Here is a 25,198-nt window from a genome sequence, read left to right as displayed (position 1 = left end):
AATTTAATGCTCAACATTTAACTCAAATACCTTAACTCTTGCATATGCACCCTGATCTCTGGTTTGAAAATAATTACCTACTTTAAAATAGTTTTCAAATATTCCCCAGCGCCTAATACTAACATCATCATAAACGAAAAATTCATTTTTATTTAAAGAGACCACCATTTTGCCATCGGTAACTTTTACTTCTATTGTAAATTTTCTAAAACCAACCTCTTGTTCAAAGTTTTTACCTTTATCATCAGTCCAAGCTTCCTTGAATAAAATGCCTTTTTGATCCACACCGGCATACTTTAAAACTTTTGTCTTTACTCGAATCTTTCCATTTTGCCAATAAATCTTTAAAATAGGTGGAGCGTTATTATCTTTTTGACCGATCAGTTCACGTTGTTCATTTGTTAACCGCCCATGAATTTGAGCAATAATTACCTTATGATACTTTCCATCATTAGCCCTAGAAACTTCGCCCATTGCCATTTTTGCCTTTAGATATCCACCTTGAGAAAATGTCCAATTAACCTTATCATTACCAGGCTCCATTTGTTCTCTTAGCTCTGACCTAGAATATTTGGTGTTCGCTGTAGTAGCATCTGTTGGATAGGCATGAAAAACCAAAGCTCCTGAAACTGAATCATTATACATAAATGGTTTTAAAACTTCATTACTCGCATAATCAAGAATTTCAGGTGGTGAAACACTTATCGCCCCTCCCTTACCTTTGCCTTCAGGAATCGTTACCTTCCAATGACTTAAATCAATTTTTGGCAGCTTTACCCTCTTTTTTTTATTCTTTTTCTTTTTTGCACTAAATTGTACATCAGTTCTATCATCATCAGATTTTTGTGCTGATGTAATAGCGCTGGTTAGAATAAAAAAACAAAAAACTACCAAAAATTTCATTAAGCTTAATTATGGTTTATCCCTAATTAACTGCAGTAATAGTTACAGAATCAATTCTAATCTCTTCATCTCCGCTTGAAAAACCATATCTGGCAAAATCGGCAGGATCTTCAGGACCTGCATTTCCAATTCCTCTTATATACAGAGCAACGCTATCATTAGATCCAGAGTTGAATATGAATGTAAAGGTTCTGTATTCGCTGTCTGCTGGATTAGTGACCACTTGAATATCCAAGTTGTTATCTGCAATTAAAGTCTGATCAACAGAAGTATAGCCAAAACCAGACTGCGGAATCTCAGTAGTATCAGTAAAATAAGCAGGAGTATAGCCATCAACATAACCCTCACCGGCCAGCACACGAATCTCTAACGAACTTGGCAAATTACCGGTAGCAATATCCGATTGAAATAAATACGGTATTTCCACTCTATAATCGGCGTTTGGTGTAACTGCAAACTCTTGATAAACATGGTCTGGTTCACGATCATCAAATTTTAAAACATCAGAACCATTTCCACTACTTGATTCTCCTTGTTCACCTACATCCGTATTAATCCATCCAGAACAAGTACAATCTGAACCTGAAGATTTCGGCGACCTTACAAACTCAGGATTTAACAATACCGGGTCAGGTACTGCCGGAGCATCTGGCTCAATCAATTCAAATGTCTCTGAATAAACATCCGTTTGGCCTAAAGCGTCAGATACAGTAAGTGTTACTGTAAACTCACCCTCTCCTGGATAAATTACTACAGGGTCTATATCAGTCGAGGTTGTGCCATCTCCAAGGTCCCAAAGAAAATCGGTAGCATTATCCGATTGATTTGCAAATTGAACCTCATTAAAATTTTCAACTTCAACACCTGCAGAAAATGTAAAAAATGCACTAGGCGGTGTTTCATCATCAATAGAATTAGCCTCAGGCAAATCTTCTATAAATTCACAACCAGCAAATACCATTGTAATGACCGCAAATGCGCCAATTCCAATTTTTGATATCATACCTTTTTTTAAGTTTATTGTCTTCATAACTCTATTTTATTTTTTAATATCCTGGGTTTTGCACCAATAATCCTTGACTTATAGATATTTCAGCAGAAGGAATAGGTAATAATAAATCTGTTGCCTGAAAATTAAAACTGTTTGCCGCAGAAAATGCTGATAGCACCTCTTGTGCTACTCCAAAGCGTTTTAAATCTAAGAAACGGTGATTTTCAAACGCTAGTTCAACGCGTCTTTCATCCATTAAGTCTTGCTTAGTAATATTTGTTACGGTATCGGTAAGTCCAGCTCTATTTCTAACCGCCTGAAAAGAAGCTAGGGCGGCAGCAACACTGGTTTCTTGACCACCAGCCATTATAGCCTCTACATGTAACAATAAGACATCTGCATATCGTATTACAATTAAATCGTTACCTGCAATTCTAGGGTTCGCAGGTGCAGAGGTAACTCCAACTTCTTCATCGATGATTGGCAAATATTTTGCACACTGAAACAAGCCAGGGTTACCCGGGTCTTCTCTAAAAGAGACCGGACCTCTGTTACCACCTATCACGTCGAAAAGTGCAACAAGTTCTGAGGTGGCATAATTTGATCCCGTACCACGGCCAACGGCATCTAAAAATTCAGCCGAAAAACCTTGACTATCATTAACAACGGTATCATCATAACCTATTGCAAAAATTGTTTCGTTGTTATCTTCATTATAAAAAACATCTAAAAGACTATCTTCTAATTGGTAATCGCCACTATCTATAACATCTTCCAATAAACGCTGTGCAGCCAAATAATTTGTACCCAAGGTCATATACACCTTAGCTAGTAAAACTTGTACTGCGGCTTTAGAGGCTCTAGTGCGACTGCTATTATCCAACTCACTAGCCTCTGCAAATTCTAGATCACCTAAAATCAAATCGTAAATTTGACTCTCAGCAACTCTGGTAAAACCAATTTCAGTTTCTTCTGGGCCTATTACCCTATCTACCAATGGTACATCTCCGTAATACCGAACTAAATTGAAATAGGCATAAGCTCTTAAAAATCTAATTTCAGCCTCAAAGACATTTCTGTTTCCGGTTGAAGCGTTATCCAAATTTTCAAGTACTAGATTTGCTCTAAAAATGACATTATACATACTGCGGTAGTATGTGGTTACTGCTAAAGTTTCCGGCAATACATCAAAAGTTTCAAAATCAAAACCTTGAGGTGAACCACTTTTGGTTCTTCCATTATCACTTAATGTCTCACCAAGCTGATACTCCACCTGTACAGATAAGTATGGGTTATTAAAACCACCTTCACCTTCTAATGGATTGCTCCCTTGAATTCCATCATATATGTTGATGATTCCTGAAAGTATTTCATCATCATCATTGAAGAAGTTTTCAACCGTAGTTGCTGACTCCGGAATCGGGTTTAAGTCACATGACCCTATTAAAATGGCCAAACTTAACAATGAAAATATTCTTATTTGTTTCATAAGTCTTGTTTTTAATCTATTAAAATTCAACATTTAGCCCAAAGGATATTGTTCTGTTAATTGGTGTACCTCCTCTTTGATAACCAAAAGTTTGAACACCTAGAGGTAAATTTCGAATATGTTCCGGATTCCAACCTGTGTAATCCGCGGCTGTAATGAACATTAGGTTTTGACCAGTTGCGTATAATCTTAAACTAGACAAATTTAATTTAGAGGTGATTTTTGATGGGAAATTATAGCCTAAACTTACGGTACGTAGTGCTAAGTAACCGGCATTTTGAACCAATTGACTTGTAAAAATTCGCTGTACCAATAATTCTTGGTTAGGTGTAGTAGCCCTATCAAAATCTACCGTGTTACTATTAAAGAAATCAAAAACATACTGATCACCTAAATTATAGGTCTTAGCCCCGTGACTTCCTTGAAATAAGAAACTAAAATCTAAATCACCAATTTTTAAGTCGTTACCAAAACTCCAAACAAGATCAGGAAAAGGGTCTCCAAGAATAGTTTTGTCGTCATCATCAATTATTCCATCACCATTCAAGTCTTTTGCATATACGAACTGCGTTCTATTACCTACTTGTCTAAAGGGATCATTTAAGTTTTCGAATGCAATATCCCGATCAAACACATAACCATAAAAAGATGATATCGGCTGTCCTTCTAAATTAATCCATTCAACCTGTCTACTTCCATCACCCGTATTCACGACCTGTCCGTTAGAATCAGCTAAATCCGTTAATGTATTTTCGTTAAAAGAACCTATAAATGAAGCACTCCATCTAACTTTCTCGGTGTTTAAGATTCTTGTTCTCAATTCGAACTCGATTCCTTCATTCTCTACTTCACCAAGATTTACAAGTCCATTTGTAAACCCTGTTGTACCTGCAACGGGATTATTCAATAATAATTTATCACTGGTTCTTTTATAATAATCAAATGATCCAGAAATAACATTATTAAAAAAGCCAAAGTCAACCCCTGGGTTTATTTCCACCGAACGCTCCCATTGAAGTAATTCATTTGGTAGGTTCGCTGGGTTAAACGCACTTGTTACCGTTCCATCAACAACTGCACTCGAAGTCTCTAATAATGCCAATGACGGATAATTGTCCGTTAAAAAACTGGTATTTAAATCATTAGTACCCGTAACACCATAACTAAAGCGGAACTTAAGTTGATTAACAACATCGCTATTCTTTAAGAAATTTTCATTTGATGCTACCCAACCTGCGGAAACAGCAGGAAAATTACCATACTTAACATCAGCTCCAAAAATAGAACTACCATCACGACGTATACTAGCATTAAACAGGTATTTATCATCGTAAGAATAAATAACCCTACCTAAGAAACCGTTCAAAAAGTTTTCATAGAAAAATGCAGTTCCTTCATTGATAATCGAACCACCACCAACGTTTGGTATTAAATCCGAAGTAAAACCTGATGTTTCCAACTGAGATTCTTCAAAATCTCTATGCTCAAAAGTAGCACCAACAATTGCATTAATCTGATGTTTACCAATTGTCTTATTAAAACTTAAGATATTATCATTGATTAAGGCCAGACGACTTCTGGTATCATATGAGGCGTTTGCACCAGCAGCACCATTCCTTGATTCATTAATACCCTGATAGTCCGTATTGATTCTATTCTCATAAGTTGCCGTAAGGGTCGATTTAAAACTAAAATCATCTGAAAGCTTATAATCCCCATACACACTCCCATAAAACTTATATCTATTCTCAAAACGTTCACGTTCTAAGAGCTTTGCTAAAGGGTTAATATTACTTGTGTTACTTACATCCGTTCCGCTTCCAACAGGAATTCCTATAAAGTTACCATTGGCGTCAAAAATACTGGTAGCACCCGCTGGAAATTGAAAATCATCAAACATTCTTTGCAGTACGTAATCGCCCACTTGAGCATCAGCGTATCTACCACCATCCCTAACTCTATTTACAAAATTGATATTGGTCTCATCTAAACGTGCCGGCACCCATGAAGGCTGACGAACAACATCATAAACACCCGTAGCACTGAATCTTCTTCGTTTAGAAAAAGAAGGGGTGAAACTGGCTCCTAATTTTAGCCTATCCGTGACTTGCGAGCTTATTTTTGCTTGTGCCGTATATCGCTCAAAACTATCGGTCAAAAGAACACCATCATCTCTTACATAACTAAAGTTTAAATTAAACTTAGTCTTCTTAGTACCACCTCTGGCTCCAAAACTGTGACTGGAAATAGTACCACCGTTGATGATAATATCTTGCCAGTTGTTTTCGGCATTAATTAATTGACGCATTTGGCTACCTAGAGAAAGTCCTCCCGTAATAGCTATTTCTCTGTCTAATTCTCCTTGAAAATCGATGTCATAAGCATCACTTTTATAACCTTCCTTAAAACCAGTGAATGTGTTATACGTAAATCTAGTTTTACCTTCTTTACCTTGTTTTGTTGTAATTTGAATAACACCGTTTGCACCTCTCGAACCAAAAATAGCTCCTGAAGCAGCATCTTTAAGCACTTCAAAAGACTCTACATTGTTCATGTCGAGGTTGGTCAGAAAGTCAGAATCGACTACAGCCCCATCAACGACCACTAAAGGACCGCTATTTGAAGTTATCGAACCAACTCCTCGAATTCGTATCGTTGGTGCAGAACCGGCTTCACCTTCCGAGTTTCGAATATTCACACCAGAAACCTGACCTATTAAAGCTTCATCGACTCTGGAAACAGCAATCTGATCCAAATCTTCATTTACAACTTTAGATATTGCACCGGTAAGCAATGATTTTTTTTGCGTACCATAACCAATAACTACAACTTCATCCAATTGCTCTGTATCTTCTTGCAAAGTAATGTTGATTGTTGCCTGACCATTTACAATCTGTGTTTGGGTGGCATAACCTATGTAGGAAAACTGCAAGACGTCATTATTTGACGCACTAATGGAATAGTTACCATCAAAGTCTGTTTGAACACCACGCGTAGTATTTAGTACGACGACATTTACACCTGGAACAGGAACCCCATCAGAATCAGTAACGGTACCTGTAACCGTTAAGTTTTGAGCTATTAGCTGAATATTTATCAGCAAAATAGCAATCATTAGTATTCTCTTTTTTATATTCATGAGTTTTGAATTAATTTTCAACTACTTATAACAAAAACCATGGACTGGTATTTGTTGAAAAATATTTTGTTTATTGGATATTATAAAATGGTTTAAACGCTTAAATTTTAAGCTTTTATGAACCCGACAACCTTAGGGTTGACGGGTTTAATTTCTATTCAAATTAATTTAAACTTGGAGTTTCTATTTCAACATCTGTTAAAAACACTTCATTATCACCAGTAACAGTACTTGTAGGAGCAAAATAAAGTATCACAAACTCTTGGTCAACTGAGGTCAATATTCCACCTGTAGCTATACTTTCATCCACTCTACTTTGAGGGAAATTAAAAGTTGATTCAGCTATGAAACTAAATGAAATTTGTTGCCACTCATTAATTCCATTCGATGTTACTGGTACCGTAGCTAAGGCTATCGAAGCCAAATCAGTTTCATCTGATGGCTGATCTGATAAAATATAAAAAGTACCCTCTACATTGCCTACAGGCGTGGTTTCCGACTTAACAAAAGCAGAGATACTATAAAGAACACCCGTTTCTACTTCAAATGGTTGGTACGCCCTTTCACCTGCACTATCCATTTTATAAGATCTATCTGAAGTTCCGCCTGCAGAAGTCGCGTCCGTACCTGAAGAACTTGCCTTATCAGTACCGCCTATTGCTGTGACAAAAGCTTCTAAATCATCATTTCGCCAGAAATTAAAAGGTGTATCGCTGTTATCATTAAAAGTATTATCCGGATCTATAGTCCAAGCATCAACTAAGTCGTTATTATTCTGCTCTGCTGTTGGATATGTTTGCATGTCACCATTTTGCAAAGCGGCAGCAAAGGTAGCTTGAAGCCCTGGGTCAGCCGTTACAGAAACACTTTGCGTAGTGGTAGAAGAAGTCTCGCCCAATACATCATCAAAGGTAATTGTTAGGGCAACTTGATAGGTGCCCGCTGCACCATAGCTGTAGCTAGGATCAGCAAGGGCCGAAGTACCTGTTCCATCTCCAAAATCCCAAGCATATGCGGTTATATTGCCATCATTGGCCAAAGACGCATCTGTAAATTCTACATCTAAATTAGTCGCAACAAAAGTAAAATCAGCTACAGGAGCAACAGGTCTGGGTTCAACAGTAATCATTTCAGTTACCGTATCGGTATCATCAGTTCTACTTGTTGCTATTAAAGAAACTGTATATGTACCACCTGCTGCATAAGAATAGGATGGGTTTTCCTCTGTTGACGTTCCTGCACCATCTCCAAAATCCCATTCATAGGAAACACCATTAACAGAAGTATTGGTGAAAGCTACATCTAAGAAATCAATCTCACTTGTAAATGATGCAGACGGATTAATCATCTCCCTTCCGACAGTTACTTCTCGAGTCACAATTTCTTCTTGACCTCCTTCACCTTTTACTACTAGTGTAATAGTATAAGTACCATCTGCTTCATAGGTATAACTGGGCTCAAACTCAATTGAAGTATCGTCATCTGCATCTTCTACTCCAAAATCCCAAGCGTAAGCGCGTCCATTAGCAGAAGTATTAGTTGTCGAAACTTCTAAAAACACGGAAGATGTCGTAAAGTTCACCGAAAGCGGGGCTGGATCATCTTGACTTTGGTCAGCGCGCAAACCTTCTTCTTCATTCTCACAAGAAAAGAATACAATGCCCAACAAAAGCATCCAGAAAGACCATCGGTTATTTAGTAATAATTTGTTTTTCATGATAAAGTTCTTTTATAACTTTTAGTTTAGTTTTTAAGTTCATTCTCATTTAGTCAATTACAAAAGCTCAAATTGCTATCCTAACAAAGTAGTAGTATTAACAAGTGACTTTAGTTAATCACATTTCATGGACAAATTTTACGTGGAATTTCATTACTTTTGAGTTCTTCAAATTTGCATTTAATGTGTATTTGTCGAATTTTACTTCCCTCCGAAAGAAGTAATCTTTTTGAAAAGGATAGGCGTGCACCTATCCTTTTTTTATGCTTAAGGTTTTATCATATAAATAATTTAGTTTTAGTGTTTTTGTTTGGTAAACCAAATTGGTTTACCAGTTTGGATTACCAAATATATGTTATTGAATCGTTAATAAAAAACGATTTCTTTATTTAAATGTTAAAATTTTAGGAATTATGTGGTTTTGTTTAACTTAAAAAAAATAATTCTTGACAAAACAAAATGAGCCACTCCACATGGACCCAATCCTAATGATTTTGAACTAGTTGTTTTTCTGCACTATTTGTCTCCGAAATAAGAGACAGCGCCACCACTTAAAAAATCTTCTCTTACAGGGCTAAATGTGTCAATTAGCATTCCTTCTTCTAAACAAACTGCACTGTGCAATAAATTAGGTTCAATGTAAACTCCATCACCAGCTTCTACAATTTGCTTAACCCCATCAATTTCGAATTCAAATTTACCCGAAACACAATAGGTTGCCTGGGTGTGAAAATGTTGATGTGGAGAACCCAGCGCTCCTTTTTCAAACTTTACTTTTACCATCATTATTTGATTATCGTAACCTAAGAACTTTCGAGAAACTCCGCCTCCTAGTTCTTCCCATTCCATTTCTTTTGTGATGATATATTTTTCACTAAATCGTTTCATACTATTTAATTTTATTTGAAAAAATACGGTCCTGACCACGAATAATCATTCCCATTTATGTTTAAATTATGTTTACTAGAATTGCTTTCATCTTTATTTGAAAGAATAAATACGTACTTCTCACCTTTTATATCTTCGATGACTATTGCCGTATACTTCTCATCGTCACGTACCTTTTTTACAGATGCAATGTTACTTTTTGAATTCACGGCGAACTCTGAAACAGGACTATAACTACCATGTGATTCTAGTACCGACACGAAAGTGGTATGCTGGGTATCTTTTCTTCGGAGCATTAATCCAGCATCGCGTCTGAGGTTAAACTCTGGGTCGTTCGCCCCTATTCGCACAAAACGCATTTCATCAGCAGCGGTTGTTGTTGTGGTAAGGGTGTAAAAACGACGTTCATTCATCCAGCTGAACTTAGAGTTATCTTCACTGGCCTTGCCCTGCCCTTCAGTCCATAAATGTTGGTACCCGTATTTTTTTCCTAAGGGCTCTATGGTTTCTGGGGCATTATACTCAAAGTTAGTTTGAATCACTTGTCCCATAAAATAAAAAGGCAGGTCATATTGATTTTTACTGTCAGATGTTACTTTAAGAATATCCAACAGAAAAGGCTTTTCAAAACTATCTCCTTTTATCAAGGCCATGGTACGGTGCATTTCAGTACCGGGATATGCATTGCTTTCTTTAGCACTTACTACCTGTACTGTGCTTTGTGAAGCATCAAAAAAGTATAATTGCGAGTGGTGCTTGCTGCCGATTTCATATTTCCCTTTAAAATGGGAAGTCTCGTTCTGAACTAAGGTATTATGTGAGATAGTCTGTTTTGCCCATGTCTTATTTTCCTTTAAGTAATTACCACCGCCTTTTTGTTCGATATTCACGAATCTCGATAAACCATAGTCTTGCAAAACTTCATCACCCTTTTCAAAAAAAGAATAGGATAATTTGTCATAATGCCCATGACTTAAACCCTGTGCGGCATATTTAAATACCAAAGTCAAATCTTCGTTACCGTAGCGCAAAATCCCAACGCCACCTTGTTCTCCTTTAGGACCGTCGGATAAATTGATTGATTTTTTTTCAAAGGGTTTCGCTAGACCATCTCTAATACCAACGGCAACATCCAGACCGGAATCATCTAAAAGTACTTGACCTTGTTCTTGTGCGATACTTAATAACTGTGGATTTTTTCCGCCATAACGATAAGCAATATCTACTGCACTGACCAAGGAAGAAGTATAAATAGACATTCCTTTTTGTCCATCGTTAAGTGGAAAGAATTCACCATCTGCATCCGACAAGTTCAAAAGGGCATTCACCGCTCTAAGTAAAACCCCATCTTTATATTCTAATATTTTCAACTCCGGTTTCACATTTTCTAAACCCTCGGCAAAAATCAAGAAAGGATACATCGCATAGCGCTGGTAATAAGGCCCTTCGGTGTAGTATCCATCAGGCGAAAAGGGTTCATCTAGATTCGCTAAAAACCCTGCTCGGCCATCATCTGAATAAATAAATCCGCCGTCATTATCTTTTTCACCGGTATTTACAGGTGCGTTTTTTAAACCATACAAAGCTCTATCGACGAGTTCATCATCACCCATTAACAAGCCAATCATACCCACTGCCGCATTGCCCCAAGTACTATGGTTGTGCACACGGTTATAGAATTGCGGATTCTCAACGGAAATCCAATCTGCAAAGGGTCTGAATAAATTTTTCTCTAAATTTTTACGCTCCCTTTTAGAAAGAAAATCATAAATACAATCATAGGCCTGACTCGCATATACCAACCAATTGGAATCATTTAAGCATTGCCAAAACAATTTTCCTCTGGCATACGAACGTGTTTTCGGATGCGCGGGTAGCGTAGGATAAAGCTCTGCATATTGCAAAAGCATATCGCGAACATAAATCGCATACTTTTCATCATCTAAAATCTGATAAAGTACCCCAGCTTTTTGAAGTACGAACCAATTTTTTTTATGCCTAGTGTGTGTGTAGCCACCTGAATAATCTTTTGGAATAGGAGTATCTATGCCCAATGCAATTTCGGCATCCACTTCATTTTTAAGTTCTTCTAAGGATTCGTCAAATAAGGGCACTTTACCTAATTCAGCCCTGATTTTCTCCACACCAGCTTTGGTGAGAATTAATTTAGGATGTTCTTGTGAATGAAGTGCGGAATTAGATATACATAATGTCACCGTTAAAAGCCACCCTAAAAAAATATTGGTTTTCCTCTTTTTCATTTTATTAGAGTCGTTACATATTGACTTATAAGATAGATTAACTAAACACACCTCAACTTTCCAATCAACTGATTTAATCATTCTTAATGAAATATCCTTCGTTAGACACGGCATCGTTGCTTATGATAATACTTGCGGTTTTAAACCAAACTTCGGCGTAATTGCCGTCTGCATATTGTTTTTGTATGTCACCGCCATGCGTTTCTGCACCCGAACACCAATTTTGATTTTCTTCTGGAGATTTTCCATTGGTTTGATTGTAACAACCCAATTTAAAAAATAAACCTTCGCTGGCATATGCAGTTGCTCGTTCTACACCATCTTGACCAATAGGGGCAAATAATTTTCGTGTTTGCTCTGGCATATCACCACTCGTGGTATATTCTGATTTAACTAAATTCTTGATAAACGTTTTGGTGTCATGACCTTCACTTGCAAACGTTAAGTTCATCATACCATCAGTAACCTCGATTTGATAACTGAATTCTTCACCCAATGCGATTCCGTCTTCTGGCTCGTCTGGATAGGAGTTCGCTTCGGCTCCAACAACAGAGAAATCATGCCCCCAAACGGCTGAAGAATAATCCCATCTCCCTGAATTGTCACCACCCTTTGTGTTTATTTCATAATGCCAAAAGACAGAACCCTTTTCATGACCTGGAAATTTTTTATAAAATATCTTAAGCGGTTCGTTCTCATGGCCATCCGCGCTGTGAATCTGACCGACTACTACGGAATGGGTTGAAGCGACACGAGCATCACCGGTCGCTGACACATTCATAACTTTAAGTGTGGCTGATAATTTATCATTGGCGGTTTTCGGATACCATTTTTTTAACTGTGCCAATTCGGTTCTCGTATTATTAGAAGTACCATGCGTATCTCCACCATTTGGGGTTTTAAAAACTACCCAATCACTCTTGCTATCATTGGTGGTATAAAAGAAATCTTTATGTACATAGTCCATGGCCGGCCCCGCATTAGAACCATCACCCAAAATTAAATTCCAATGTTGAAAAAACGGTATGACATCATTCGGCTTGATAACCTCAGCTTTCATTTTTGAAGCAGTAGCGGCATTTTCTTTTTTATTTTTATCTCCACAGTTGGTACAAAACAGTACTGTACTCGCTAGAAAAGTGAATATATGAAAACGAGAATATTGACGCATTAAAGCCATAGTACCTTTTGAATTTATTTATTCGGTTGTGTAGCTGCCCCTAAAGTGGCCTCTTTAAACCAGACTTCGGCATAACTCCCATTTGCGTATTGTTTAGTGATATCTCCACCGTAAACTTCTGAATTGGTCGACTTGGCATTCGCTTGATTGTAACAGCCTTGTTTAAAATACTGAATCTCTCCGGCATAAGCAGTATCACGCTCTACACCACCACCTTTTTCTCTGTTTGCGTAAACTTTTAGCACTTGTTCCGGTATGTTTTCCCTTGTTGAAAATTCCGATTTTATCAAACTTTTCATAAAGTGTTTTGTTTCATGGCCTTCACTAGTAAAAGTGAGATACATAATACCCTTGTAAACATTTACCTCATAACTGAACTCTTCGCCCAAAGCAATACCATTTTCTGGTTCTTCAGGATATTCATTCGCACTGGCACCTACATCAGAAAAATTATACCCCCATACCGCAGTGGAATAATCAAATCGCCCGATATTATCTCCTTCCGTATTGATTTCATAGTTCCAGAAGATTGACCCTTTTTCATGGTCAGGAAATTTCTTGTAGTAGATTTTCAAGGGTTCATTTTCATGCCCCTCATCACTATGAATTTGACCAATCACAGTTGAAAAGGAAGAGGCTTTGGTAGCATCTCCAGTGGTCGATACATGCATGACTTTTAGAGTGCCCGCTAACTTTCCGCCTATTTCAGGAATCCAATGCTCTTTTTGCCCTAATTCTGTTCTTGTATTACTTGAAGTTCTTGATGTTATTCCTGCATTGGGCGTCTTATAAACTACCCAATCGGTCAAACCATCATTTTCTACATAGAAAAAATCTTCTTTTGAAAATTCCACCAAATCCTCAGACCGCGTTCCATCGCCGCAAAGAATTTTCCAGTTCTCCATAAACGGAATTACGTCATGAGGGTATTCCTTGGTTTTGACAATCTCCTTTTGAACCTGCTTGGCCTTTTCTTTACAGCCAAAAATCATCAAAAATAAACTCGTTAACAGTAGTGGTTTTAAATAACTACTTTTCATATTTTTAGATTAATACATCAACTTTAAAGGAAGATTTTCTTGAACTACCAAGTCGCCTGAATTTTTTAATTCATTATTTTCATGTGAATTATTTTTTGCGCCCCACAAACGTGCGACCATTTTCACTCGATTGTCAATGAATTTGTTTCCAGAAATATCTACATTGATAATACCATAGGTATTTATTAAAATCCCATTCTCTTCTTGAGCACCGCACTCGTTAAATGAGCTATTGGTAACCTTTAGATTTCCACCAACGGTAGATTCATCATAGCCCCCCCTATAATAGTTGATAGTATTCTTCGAAACATTAATAAATTGGCAATTTTCGATAAATATATTTTCAGCATTATAATCACCCTTGTCGTCGTTTTCTGCAGCTAACTCCAATCCATTTTTACAGTCTTGAATTAAGGTTGAATTGAATTTGATATATTCTGAAAAAGAGTATTTATACCCTTTCAAAACATATTCAAAATCTACTATTTCACTATTCAACACAGTAAGATTATACAAGCTGGACATATTGCTTTTTAAACTAGCAAAAGCGTATTGACTATTTCCTCCTTTAAGTGAAATACCATCTAATGTCAACTGGCCTTTCGGATTCATTTCAAACAAGGGAGTTTTAGCATCACCATTATAAACAATGGTTGCCTTGTTCTTCGCATTTGATGAACGAATAGTTAACTCTTTATCTATCTTAATGGATTGACCAAGCTCGTATAATCCTGGTCCCAAGGAAATCACATCGCCACTCTTGGCCGCTGCAATTGCAGAAATCAACTCACTTTCCTTAGCAACCGCATGTGTTTGAATTTCATTAGTATCCATACTACTAATATCATACCAAATAGGCCCGTATTTTGATTTATCCATCAAATTTGGTGTGCTCTTCGGGGTACCCGAGATTGCCCCCACCCCATTTATATTCTCTCGAGAATTACCAAAAACATCTTTCTTGATTTGGTCAAACTCAAAACCTTCATATAATTTAAAATCTGGAAGATCAATGGTCGGTATAAAAATGTTATCCTCAAGTTCAGAAATTACAAACTCTTCTTGATCAAATCCAGAATCATAGGGAAATGCTATACCTTGATTATTGATCAAATTACTTTGAAAGTGAATCCCGTCTAGAGAGTCATGAGCCACGACGGGCATGACATCTCCCTTTTCATTATATATCAAATTATTAGCAACTACAGTGCGTTTAGCTCTTTCCGAGCGTATTTCAGAGGCAGGCAAGACATCTTTTTGGTCCACATTCGATCCTACTCCAAATTGTAATGGAGAGGTACAATTTATCCAAGAATTGTGCGCAACTACGACATCAGTAACTTGAATATATCTATTTAAAGGTGACTTCGGAATACCGTTCATAACTGCCAACGGACTTCTAAAAACCTTCCCTTTTAAATTGTAAAAGTAATTGTTGATGACCCAGTGTCCTGTTCCTATTAATCGGATACCTCCTATTTGTTCCGAATTCTCATCACCGATAAAATAATTACCATCTACAGTACAGTAATTACCGTGTCTGGTAACTAAAGAACCTTCGCTTTTATAAAAAACGTTATTTCGAAACTCATTAAAATTGGTTTTGCTCGAAATCACCTCTACTTCCCCATTGCAGCGATCAAAGAAATTATTTTCAACCAAGGTATAACTCGGCGACATTGAAGTGAAACTATTTCCTATTTGAATGGTTTCGGCACTCGGTCCACCCTTTGGAGGTCTTGGCCCAAAATGGTTATTTATGATTTTATGGTAATTCTTTATATTTCTATTACCTTCTAAGTCTACACGCACCGTTGGTCCTCGATTTGATTTACCTGCAATGTAGCAATGATTCACTTCATTATGTCTTCCCTTTAGGAGTACCCATAAATCTGTTTGATTACGTTGCGCCTTGTTAAAGTCTTCAATCACACAATTAGTGAGTTTTGAATGATTTGCCACGGTATTTTTATCAATGGCAAACTCAATAACCGCATTCGAGGGTGAAGCACCATCTCTAAAATGCAATCCATCAACAATCAAATATTCGCCCCCCAATTTTAAATCCGATTTGCCTTTTATAATTACCCCACCTGCAGTTTCTGCTTTTAAGGTTATTGGCCTGTCTTTCTCTCCATAACCCGCAAACTTAATTTCAATGTCATTCCAATCACCATTGGACATGATAATTTCATCACCTGGAGTTACATTCGCAATGGCCTCATTTAATTCACTGATATTAGTAACAGTGATTCCCGTTTTTACAATATTTTCTGTGCAAGAAATAAACAAAAGAAGGCTACTAAGTAGCGAAAAACTATATTTTTTCATATTGATAATATCAGAAGATAGCCTGTCATTTCAAAATTGGTTAACCAATTTGGTTTACCAAAAATAGATATATTTGTAAGACTCGCAAATTTTTAACCTAATTTCTATTAATTAATAACATTTCATTTTCAAAAATGAATATATCGAAAAAAGGAATATCAAGAAGGAAGTTTACCAAGTTGTCAGCCGCTGCAGCAGGAAGTTTACCCTTTATGAAATTTCAAAATACCCTTGTCAACGCGATTCAAGAACATAGCGAAACCATTGAAGTACACTTATTTTCAAAACACTTACAATTTCTTGATTTTAACGCAATGTCGGAAGCGGCCGCCGAAATGGGGTTCAATGGTTTAGATTTGACCGTGAGACCAAAAGGTCACGTATTACCGGAGAGGGTAAGTGAAGATTTGCCGAAGGCCGTTACAGCTATGGAAAATAGTGGCCTTGAACCTAAAATGATGACCACTAACGTTTGGGATATTACCCAAACAGAACAGAAAAAGGTTTTAGAAACTGCAAGCAATTTAGGTTTTACCTATTACCGTACTGGGTGGTTAAAATATCCCGAAGACAAGGCGATAACGGAAAGTCAATCCAATTTTGGACAGCAAGCCAAAAAATTAGAGGACGTTAATGAAACCCTCGACTTAATCGGTTGTTATCAAAACCATGCAGGAAATCATGTGGGTGCGCCTATTTGGGACCTACCCCCTATTCTGGAGACTACCAACAATCGATATATCGGCGTACAATATGACATTAGGCATGCTGTTGTCGAGGGAGGAAGTAGTTGGGAGTTAGGTCTAAAACGAATTAAACCCTTCATTAAATCAATTGTAATCAAAGATTTTAAATGGGGAATAGTGGATGGCAAATGGAAACCTATAAACACACCCTTAGGAGAAGGTATGGTCAACTTTAAAAGATACTTCTCATTGCTTAAAGAGTATGGAATCAATGTTCCTGTTTCGCTTCATTTAGAATATGACTTGGGAGGCGCTGAACATGGGGCCACGGAAATAACTATGGATAAAAAAGAGGTTTTTTCAAAAATGAAGAAGGACTTAACTTTTCTGAGGGCAGTGTGGGAAGAAGCAGAATAACTTAAATCAATTTTTATGACAAAAGTGTCAAAATCTACAAAAGACAAGTTAAAAAAAGTCAGCACAGCAACCATCGCCACTTGTCTCTTTAAAAAAGGACTTAAAAATCAATTTATTCAAAACGTAAAACCTCTGAAATTAGGCAAACCAATCATGGTTGGGGAAGCTTATACCCTGCGTTATATTCCCGCTCGAGAAGATTTGAATCCAATCACCGTTTTTAAAGACCCTAAACATTTGCAACGGGTTGCCGTTGAAGAATGTCCTGAAGGTGCTGTCTTGGTCATTGATAGCAGAAAAGATGCAAGAGCGGCTTCTGCAGGTTCAATTTTGGCAACAAGATTGATGGTAAAAGGCGCTGTTGGTATGGTGACCGATGGAGGTTTTCGGGATTCGGCCGAAATTGCAGATTTGGATATGCCCTCGTTTCATAGCAAACCTTCTGCTCCAACGAATTTAACACTACATCAGGCGATTGCAATAAATGATCCTATTGGCTGCGGGGATGTTGCTGTTTTCCCAGGAGACATTATAGTTGGCGATGATGATGGGGTAATGGTTATTCCAGCGAACATCTCGGATGAAGTAGCAGATGAATGCTTACAAATGACCCTGTATGAAGAATTTGTGATAGAGAAGGTTCAAAAAGGAGAGAAGATTATCGGTCTTTACCCTCTTACGGATGAAAAAATTAGTATTGAGTTTGAGAATTGGAGGAAGAAAAAAAATTAAATAGAACTACTTTCTAAATAAAAAAGCCAATTCAAAAATGACCTGACTTTTGTCGGGGTAGCAGACTGAGATTACCCATCTTACCACATTGATTTTCAATATTTTACCATGCCAATTTAAAGCTGCACACCGTATTGCAATTTTTAAACTAAATAGACACAAATGATGTAATACTTTATATTATAAAAATAATAAATTCACCAATCAAAATCAAATCCTATCGGGTTAATCTAATAAGTAAATAAAAATCTAGTGACAAAGTAAATCTGCTTCCAGGTTAACCTTTTATTGCCGTTTCTGATTTTAATTTATACTTCACAATTTTTTTAAAATTTAAAAAATAGAACTAAGTTGTATTTTTAACTTCTCGGAAGTTTTTTATGGCATGAATGTTAATCAATTAATAATTTGGATTGTAATTACATTAGCAGCTATTTTTCTTTTGGCACTCATAAGTTTACCCGGGAAAAATTACGGGAAAAAGTTGCTAATAATTTTTGTTTTAAATTTTGTACTTCATTTTCTGAACATTTATTTTTTAGAATTTTCACAAGTATCCATTCCAATCAATTTAAATCCATTTTTTTCATTAAACTATGGGCCCACTCTATGGCTATACTTTATAAACTTTAAAGGGAATACTAATTCAACAAATAAAAAATCAATTCTTTACTTTTTTCCCGCATTTTTGTTTCTTATTTGGGGAAGCTTTAATGATTTTACCTTTAATGAGATAACAGTAATTACGATACTTATACTTCTATATAATATTGGTTTTATCATTAGTTGCATAGCATATTATTTTAAGAACGAAAATATCTTTAGTTTATCTGAAAGAAAGTGGCTTTTGTCTTTAGTTGGTATATTTGGAGTTCTTTTAATAACGGTTGGTGCTAATCTTTTCTTTTCAATAGCTGAGAAAAGTACTTACCACAACAAGGCAACCACACTCATATTTATATTAGCTGCATTTCTAATAGGTACATTAGTATATTTTAGTATCATTGCCCCTGAAGTTTTTAAGAATTTTAAGGCAAAATACTTGGGCTCTGGTTTAAATAAAAAAGAAAGTTTAATCCTTTCAAAAGAAATTACTTCTTACCTGCTTGACAACGAAAGATTTGTAGATTCTAACATCACATTAGAAAAACTATCTAATGAATTAAATTTTTCCCAAAAGAAAATCTCTCAAGCTATTAATCAACATCTAGGAAACAACTTTTACGATTATTTGAATTTTTTAAGGGTTCGAAAAGCTCAAAATATGTTTTTAGATTCAAAAAGCTCAAAAATGGCAATCAAGAATGTTATGTATGATTGCGGATTTAATAATAAAGTAACTTTTAACAAGGCTTTTAAGGAACGTATCGGTTTCACTCCTACAGAATTTCGAAAAATAAAAAGGTAAGCCTGCAGCTATATTTACTGAAACTTCCTTAACAACTATTTCTTTTGTCTCTTAAAATCATTGAAACATGAGAAATAGCACCTGCATATTACTATCTTTTTATGGAGCCAATGCCAGCCCAACTTCAATAAGAATATTTGACATCTACTGATGGACTCTATGTTTTTCTATTAAAAAACAAGGAGAAGTGCACCCCGACCAGTTTAAAAGTATAAACAATGTTTAAAGTAAAGTGGAGTCTAAAGAATTCATTCTTCCAAAAGCAACTATATCCGACCTTATATTATCTGACAAAACTATTAAAGATGACATTTTTACTATGACCGATAAAAAACTAAAACTCATTAAAAATTAATATAGAATGAAAAAATACGTAATTGATTTTTTTGCAGGAGTGATTTTACTAATTATAGTCATTCTTATTATGAAATTTATCACATTAGACTTAAGAGTAATAACTCTTATTGCTGCAATATTTCTGTGTTTTTATTCTTATTTGACAACTCCTAAAAGAAATGTTAGCCTTCTGTCCATTTTTTTAGTGACCCTGCCAATTTCTATCGGTTTTGTGTTAGGTATATTACCTGAACTACCAAGCATGTGGATATCAATTCTTATTTTTTTTTATGCTACATTACTTGGCAACTGGATTCACTCAAAAAAAATTGCAATTTTGGGGGTATTACCATTTTTCTTTTTTTCTTACTTAATAGTCCCAAAACTTGTAACAAATAATCTTTTCCAGCTTGTAAATGAGATAGCTCCCTCAGTATCAATGGAATCAATCAGTACTCAAGAGAAAATAAATCTAGATGATTTTAAAGGAAAGATAGTCGTAATCGATTTTTTTGGTACATGGTGCGCGCCATGTATTAAAGAGATGGAAGAACTGAAAGAACTGAAGAAGAAATATAAAAACAGAACTGATATTGAATTTTTACTGGTCTGTACAGAATTTGCAAAGGATAATCCTGAAAAAGCCAAGAGATTTATTGAAAAACGAGACCTTAATTTCAAAGCATATTTTGATTTTAAAAATGAAGCACATAAACTTTTTGGGTTTACAGGTGTTCCAGCCCTAGTAATTTTAGACAAAGAAAACAACATCCGTTTAAAACATGAAGGATACAATGAATCTGAAGACTTAAAAGGTAATTTGATAAAATTGATTGAATTATTAAGTAATTCCCAATAATAATACTAACTATAAGGCAAATCTAATAACGTATATTCCCGCGCCAGTTTTTGAACCTTTTTTTAGTGTATACAGTTATTTTGTTTAAATTAAAAAAATTGTATTTTGAGATAAGATAAAACAATCCAAAATATCTAAATGAAATTAATCCCCATTGTAGCTATTATAGGTATCGTTCAAGGATTATTTCTAAGTTCAAATCTTCTTATACCAAAAAAAAATAGTAGTGTAAATCTCTCGAAACTTTTTTTAGGTTTTTTAATATTGCTTTTATGTATTCATATAACTGATTCTGTTTTAACTTACACTAAAGAATATTACAATTACCCACATTTTTTTGCTGTAAAAGACCCATTTGTTTTATTGTATGGTCCTCTTATCCTATTCTATTCGCTTAGTGTTTTAGTAAAAAAGTTTAGGCTCCGTTGGATTCATCTTTTACATATAGTACCATTCATTTTTTTTGTTTTTAGAATTTTTCCTCTTTATCTAAGATCAAGCACCTATAAAAAAAATATTTTAGACGCTATGTATGAAAATTACAAAGCGGTTCGTGATTTAGAAATTAATATCCTGTTTAATGCTCATATTTTTTTTTATTTATTAGCGGCAATATTTCTGCTAACAAGAGCATTTAAGTCGAATAAAAAGCAGAATATTCTTCCACTTAAAACAGATTTAAAACCTGCCTTACTAGTCATATCTGGAATATTCATAGTTTATGCTATAAATCTAATTCGATTTTGGACTTCATATAATGCTGAAACAATTTTATGGATGCCATTGACCATTGCAGCACTCTTATTTATTATGGCCTATAGAGCTTTACGTATTGACGATGTAGTTACAACCACAATAGATGGTAAGACTAAAATGGAAATTTCAAGATCTTTGGTACTGATTTCAGTATTGGAAGAAGAGTTAAACGATAATAAATTGTTTTTAAACCACAATGAAAACCTTGATACCCTATCAAAAAGACTAAATACCAATAGACAATATTTATCCAATGCAATAAATGATGTAAAAGGTGTATCTTTTACTAAATACATAAATTCATTTAGAGTTACCCACGCAAAACGATTAATTGCCTCACCCAATTATGAACAATATACTTTGGAAAAGATAGCTCAAGATTCTGGTTTTAGTTCTTTATCAACGTTTCAGCGAGCTTTTAAAGAAAATGAGGGTATAAGTCCTGCAAAGTATAGAATCAAAAAACAAGTCAATTTGTAAATTGACATCATATTTCATTTCAATTTTAGTGAGATGATTTTCGTTTGCTTTAATTTTGGATTTTAAAATTAAGGCGATTTGAGGTTATTAGAAATCATATTGGTAGCATTACTAAGCATTCATTTCATAGGACTGTTTGTTAGGATATTCAATCAAAAAAGTAGAAAGTGGTTTCTACTTTTTACTTTACTCCTTTTTATATTCCACTTATTAATAGAGGGTTATAGATGGCAAATGATTCCTTCTTATTTAGTAATGTTTAGTTTAATATTAATCTATTTTTATAGAAGAAAGATTAAAAAAACTTTATCCATAGTTCGAAATACAATTCTCCTTTTTTTAGTAAGTCTATCTATTTTTTTAAGTTTTTCACTTCCAGTTTTACAATTTAAAAATCTCAACAGCAAGTACCCTGTAGGAATCAAAAGTTATCAATTAATAGATAAGAAACGTGCAGAAATATTAACAGAAAAACCAGATGACTTTAGGGAGTTATCTATTCGAGTGTATTATCCGACACCTCTTAATCATAAAGAGACTTATCCTTATATTCCAAATTTTGAAGTAATACGCCATACCTATCAAAAGAAACTGGGATGGCCTTCATTTCTTCTTGATTACCTCAAATTATTTACAATTGACGCTATGGAGAATGCTCCGCAATTTGAAAATGATTTATTCCCACTAATTTTTTATTCTCATGGACTTACTAATAATTATAATGAAGCCTCAGGTAGATTGATGAATATTGCAAGCAAGGGATACGTTGTTGTTGCCATAAACCATAGTTACAGCAGTGACTTTGCAATACTATCTAATAAAGAAGTTGTTGGCTATATGGCATTATCTCAACTTGGAGACCCAATTGAAAAAATAGACAGCGTTAAAACCATTATAGCTAATCAGTGGCTCAACGATGTTAGTTTTGTAAAAGAATATCTAACTGATAAACAGCTTTCAAAAAATATCGATTTTGAAAATATTGGACTCATGGGCTTCTCTGCTGGTGGTACAATGGCCACTCTTGGAAGTCATAAACTCGATAATATTAAAGCAGCTATTAATTTAGATGGTACACCAAGAGGAATGCTGGAAACCGATATTTCCAAGTCTCCGATACTAGCAATTTTTAGTCAACCTTTAACATTTACCGATGCTCAAATCAATGCTTGGGGTATCACAAGAGAAACCGTTGAAGCACCAAAAAAACTTATTCAAAAAAGATCCATGAAAGTGTTAAATTCTGCTCCAGAGGCAAGCTATGTAATCACATTCCCAAAAACCAAACATTCCAATTTCATAGAATATCCATTAATCTCTCCACTCAGTAAGTATTTGGATATAGGAGGCAATATAGACTCAAAGAAGTCATATGAATACTTAAATAACATTATAGTTGCTTTTTTGGATCAAAATTTAAAAAATAGTGAAGAAGCGCATCTTAAAAAGATATTAAAAACAGGTGTTCAAGAATTTAATCTTGTTATACAAGAATAGTCTGTGACTGTAAAATCATAGTCTTAGGTTTAAATGTTTATTTGCATAACTTAGGAGTAAAAACTTGAGTATATGCAAAGCATTTTAATAATAGGGCTGATACAGGACGCTATATTCCTATTACTAAATCTTCAAAAATTCCCAAAAAAAACCGTGGATAGAATATTAATTCTATGGTTATCTGTATTTGGAATTCACTTAACAATACTTTTGTTTGCAGAATTTGAATTTCATAATTCTTTTACGGAAGTAATTGCAAAGACTATTGTCTTGCTTCATGGGCCAATTTTATGGGTGTATGCATTAAAAATATTTGATTCAAGGGCTAAGACCTTTTTTATTTACCATTTATTGCCTTTTCTAATAATATTGATTTCTGGATTCGTATTCTATGAAAATCAACGAATAGTATGGGAAAATATACTATTGATTATTAAACTAATTTCCATTTTATCATATCCTATATATTCAATTTTTTGGCTTTCAAGAAGAAATAATTTACTAAGAAATGAAAGCTCCAATAATATTGTTTTAGAAATGAATTGGATAAAAACTTTAGCCTTTCTACTCCTTTTCTCATTTATCGCTAGCTTATTATTTGTAGCTGCAAATCAAATATTTGAATGGAATCTCAACAATAATTTTGACATGATTATCTATGTTATAATGATCACAATTATGGGGTATTATGGATTAAAACTAGGAATTGTGTTTAATCAAGAAATCACCCAAGAGAGCAAACCTCATAAGGCAAGTAGTTATAAGCATAGTCCACTCAACAATGAAAAACTGTCTAAAATAAAGCATGATATAGAATTGTTTTTCATTAAAACAGAGGAATATACCAATCCAAATTTTTCTATGTCGCATCTTTCCAAAAAATTGAACGTTCCTAAGCATCATTTATCCCAAGTTATAAATGTCCAAATGCAGACCACATTTTATGATATAATCAATACAAAACGGGTAGAATATGTAAAAAGAGAAATAATCGCAAAGAAAGATTTAAAAATAACCTTTGAAGCCTTAGGTTATGATGCAGGTTTCAACACTAAGGCTGCATTTTATTTTCATTTTAAAAAAAATACAGGCAAAACCCCTGGTCAATTTAAAAGACAAATGAGTATTGATTAATTAAACAATTCCTTAGAGCATCTAACTTTCTGTTTTTTTACGGCAAATTACGTTAGATGAAAAAAATAATTCTGTTCATATTTTTTGTTCTTTTTCTTGCCTTTATTTATTGGTTATTATTTCCTTTTATAGTATCAGAAAACAACTCTACGGGTGAAGAGATATCTGGTCTTTTAAGAGGATATACACCAACTTTTGCTGCGCTTTTGACTATTCTTTTTACCACCAAAAGGAAAGGGTTTAAAGATTATTGGCATAACATTATGAGGTTTAAAGCATCAATCAGGTCATATCTAGCTGTTTTCTTAATACCGCTTTTTATAAATGTTGTGGTAGTAATAGTAACCTCGCAATTTATTGACAGTTCCATTTCATTTATAGAATTAAACTATCCGAAATTTTTAGCAATCTATTTTATTTTCATTTTTCTTGATGGTCCTCTTGGGGAAGAATTAGGTTGGAGGGGTTTCTTATTGCCAGAGGTATTATCCAAGTTTAGCCCTTTAGTATCTAGTTTGATTATCGGGTTGGTAATGTTCTTTTGGCATATAATTATTTTTGACGCAGATGGACCTGAACTTAATTCAAGTTTTATTGTAAAATACCTAATCTCAATTTTAGGAATCTCAGTTATTTTTACTTTTTTCTATTTGCGTTTCAGTAAGTTTCCCATAATAGCTGTTTTACTACATACCTCAATAAACTACTTTATATTTTTTAGAAATAGTTTAATCCCTGAAATGAAAGAAACTCCAGTTGACAATATTACTTATGTAGTCACAATAGTTCTAATAGCAATGATATGTTTAATTCTACTTAAAAATCATAATCTAAAAAATAATTAAAGAAGATACTACATGGTATAAAGAAAGAGACCTGTCTTATTATCATTAAAGATTAATTAATACAGACAACTGATTAATTAAGTAGAGATAAAAAAATGAATATAATTAC

18 protein-coding genes are annotated in these 25,198 nt (G+C 34.7%); 8 read left to right on the top strand and 10 right to left on the bottom strand.

Annotation, left to right across the window (positions count from 1 at the left end; translation table 11 throughout):
• Positions 1 to 3 precede the first annotated feature (3 nt).
• From ACFSQJ_RS17400 to ACFSQJ_RS17355, 10 genes are all read right to left on the bottom strand, one after another.
• On the bottom strand, positions 4 to 903 hold the full coding sequence (locus tag ACFSQJ_RS17400; RefSeq protein ID WP_377768196.1) for a polysaccharide lyase family 7 protein: 900 nt from the start codon (positions 901 to 903) through the stop codon (positions 4 to 6).
• Positions 904 to 925: 22 nt separating this feature from the next.
• Positions 926 to 1,933: a PKD domain-containing protein gene (locus ACFSQJ_RS17395; RefSeq protein ID WP_377768195.1), complete on the bottom strand. Its 1,008-nt coding sequence runs from the start codon at positions 1,931 to 1,933 to the stop codon at positions 926 to 928.
• Positions 1,934 to 1,949: 16 nt separating this feature from the next.
• Positions 1,950 to 3,383 carry a RagB/SusD family nutrient uptake outer membrane protein gene (locus ACFSQJ_RS17390; RefSeq protein WP_377768194.1) on the bottom strand — a complete coding sequence of 478 codons (1,434 nt, stop codon included), beginning with the start codon at positions 3,381 to 3,383 and terminating at the stop codon, positions 1,950 to 1,952.
• Between the two features lie 19 nt (positions 3,384 to 3,402).
• A complete protein-coding gene (locus tag ACFSQJ_RS17385) occupies positions 3,403 to 6,522 on the bottom strand; it encodes a SusC/RagA family TonB-linked outer membrane protein (protein ID WP_377768193.1) in 3,120 nt (1,039 codons plus the stop codon).
• A 163-nt stretch (positions 6,523 to 6,685) separates the two neighbouring features.
• On the bottom strand, positions 6,686 to 8,239 hold the full coding sequence (locus ACFSQJ_RS17380) for a PKD domain-containing protein (RefSeq protein WP_377768192.1): 1,554 nt from the start codon (positions 8,237 to 8,239) through the stop codon (positions 6,686 to 6,688).
• Positions 8,240 to 8,755: 516 nt separating this feature from the next.
• Positions 8,756 to 9,127: a cupin domain-containing protein gene (locus ACFSQJ_RS17375; protein WP_377768191.1), complete on the bottom strand. Its 372-nt coding sequence runs from the start codon at positions 9,125 to 9,127 to the stop codon at positions 8,756 to 8,758.
• A gap of 11 nt (positions 9,128 to 9,138) precedes the next feature.
• Positions 9,139 to 11,388, bottom strand: coding sequence for an alginate lyase family protein (locus ACFSQJ_RS17370; RefSeq protein ID WP_377768190.1), 2,250 nt, complete (start codon positions 11,386 to 11,388; stop codon positions 9,139 to 9,141).
• 73 nt (positions 11,389 to 11,461) lie between these two features.
• Positions 11,462 to 12,559: a polysaccharide lyase family 7 protein gene (locus ACFSQJ_RS17365; protein WP_377768189.1), complete on the bottom strand. Its 1,098-nt coding sequence runs from the start codon at positions 12,557 to 12,559 to the stop codon at positions 11,462 to 11,464.
• 23 nt (positions 12,560 to 12,582) lie between these two features.
• Positions 12,583 to 13,608, bottom strand: a complete 1,026-nt coding sequence (locus ACFSQJ_RS17360) for a polysaccharide lyase family 7 protein (protein ID WP_377768188.1) — start codon at positions 13,606 to 13,608, stop codon at positions 12,583 to 12,585.
• Between the two features lie 9 nt (positions 13,609 to 13,617).
• A complete protein-coding gene (locus tag ACFSQJ_RS17355) occupies positions 13,618 to 15,939 on the bottom strand; it encodes a chondroitinase-B domain-containing protein (RefSeq protein ID WP_377768187.1) in 2,322 nt (773 codons plus the stop codon).
• Positions 15,940 to 16,073: 134 nt separating this feature from the next.
• Here ACFSQJ_RS17355 and ACFSQJ_RS17350 point away from each other — a divergent pair, with 134 nt between their 5' ends.
• The 8 genes from ACFSQJ_RS17350 (at position 16,074) to ACFSQJ_RS17315 (ending at position 25,089) form a co-directional block, all read left to right on the top strand.
• Positions 16,074 to 17,042 (top strand): sugar phosphate isomerase/epimerase family protein, encoded by a 969-nt coding sequence (locus ACFSQJ_RS17350; protein WP_377768186.1) that lies wholly within the window; start codon positions 16,074 to 16,076, stop codon positions 17,040 to 17,042.
• Positions 17,043 to 17,057: 15 nt separating this feature from the next.
• Complete coding sequence (locus tag ACFSQJ_RS17345; RefSeq protein ID WP_377768185.1) at positions 17,058 to 17,774, top strand: ribonuclease activity regulator RraA; 717 nt, start codon at positions 17,058 to 17,060, stop codon at positions 17,772 to 17,774.
• A gap of 385 nt (positions 17,775 to 18,159) precedes the next feature.
• Complete coding sequence (locus ACFSQJ_RS17340) at positions 18,160 to 19,182, top strand: helix-turn-helix domain-containing protein (RefSeq protein ID WP_377768184.1); 1,023 nt, start codon at positions 18,160 to 18,162, stop codon at positions 19,180 to 19,182.
• A 361-nt stretch (positions 19,183 to 19,543) separates the two neighbouring features.
• On the top strand, positions 19,544 to 20,377 hold the full coding sequence (locus ACFSQJ_RS17335) for a TlpA family protein disulfide reductase (protein WP_377768183.1): 834 nt from the start codon (positions 19,544 to 19,546) through the stop codon (positions 20,375 to 20,377).
• A 528-nt stretch (positions 20,378 to 20,905) separates the two neighbouring features.
• Positions 20,906 to 21,613 (top strand): helix-turn-helix domain-containing protein, encoded by a 708-nt coding sequence (locus ACFSQJ_RS17330; protein WP_377768182.1) that lies wholly within the window; start codon positions 20,906 to 20,908, stop codon positions 21,611 to 21,613.
• 78 nt (positions 21,614 to 21,691) lie between these two features.
• Positions 21,692 to 23,110: an alpha/beta hydrolase gene (locus ACFSQJ_RS17325; RefSeq protein ID WP_377768181.1), complete on the top strand. Its 1,419-nt coding sequence runs from the start codon at positions 21,692 to 21,694 to the stop codon at positions 23,108 to 23,110.
• A gap of 153 nt (positions 23,111 to 23,263) precedes the next feature.
• Positions 23,264 to 24,244, top strand: coding sequence for a helix-turn-helix domain-containing protein (locus ACFSQJ_RS17320; RefSeq protein ID WP_377768180.1), 981 nt, complete (start codon positions 23,264 to 23,266; stop codon positions 24,242 to 24,244).
• A gap of 56 nt (positions 24,245 to 24,300) precedes the next feature.
• Positions 24,301 to 25,089 (top strand): CPBP family intramembrane glutamic endopeptidase, encoded by a 789-nt coding sequence (locus ACFSQJ_RS17315; RefSeq protein WP_377768179.1) that lies wholly within the window; start codon positions 24,301 to 24,303, stop codon positions 25,087 to 25,089.
• Positions 25,090 to 25,198: the final 109 nt, after the last annotated feature.

This window comes from Croceitalea marina, assembly GCF_042684265.1.
Taxonomy (GTDB): domain Bacteria; phylum Bacteroidota; class Bacteroidia; order Flavobacteriales; family Flavobacteriaceae; genus Croceitalea; species Croceitalea marina.
This window is presented reverse-complemented; position numbering and strand designations above follow the sequence as displayed.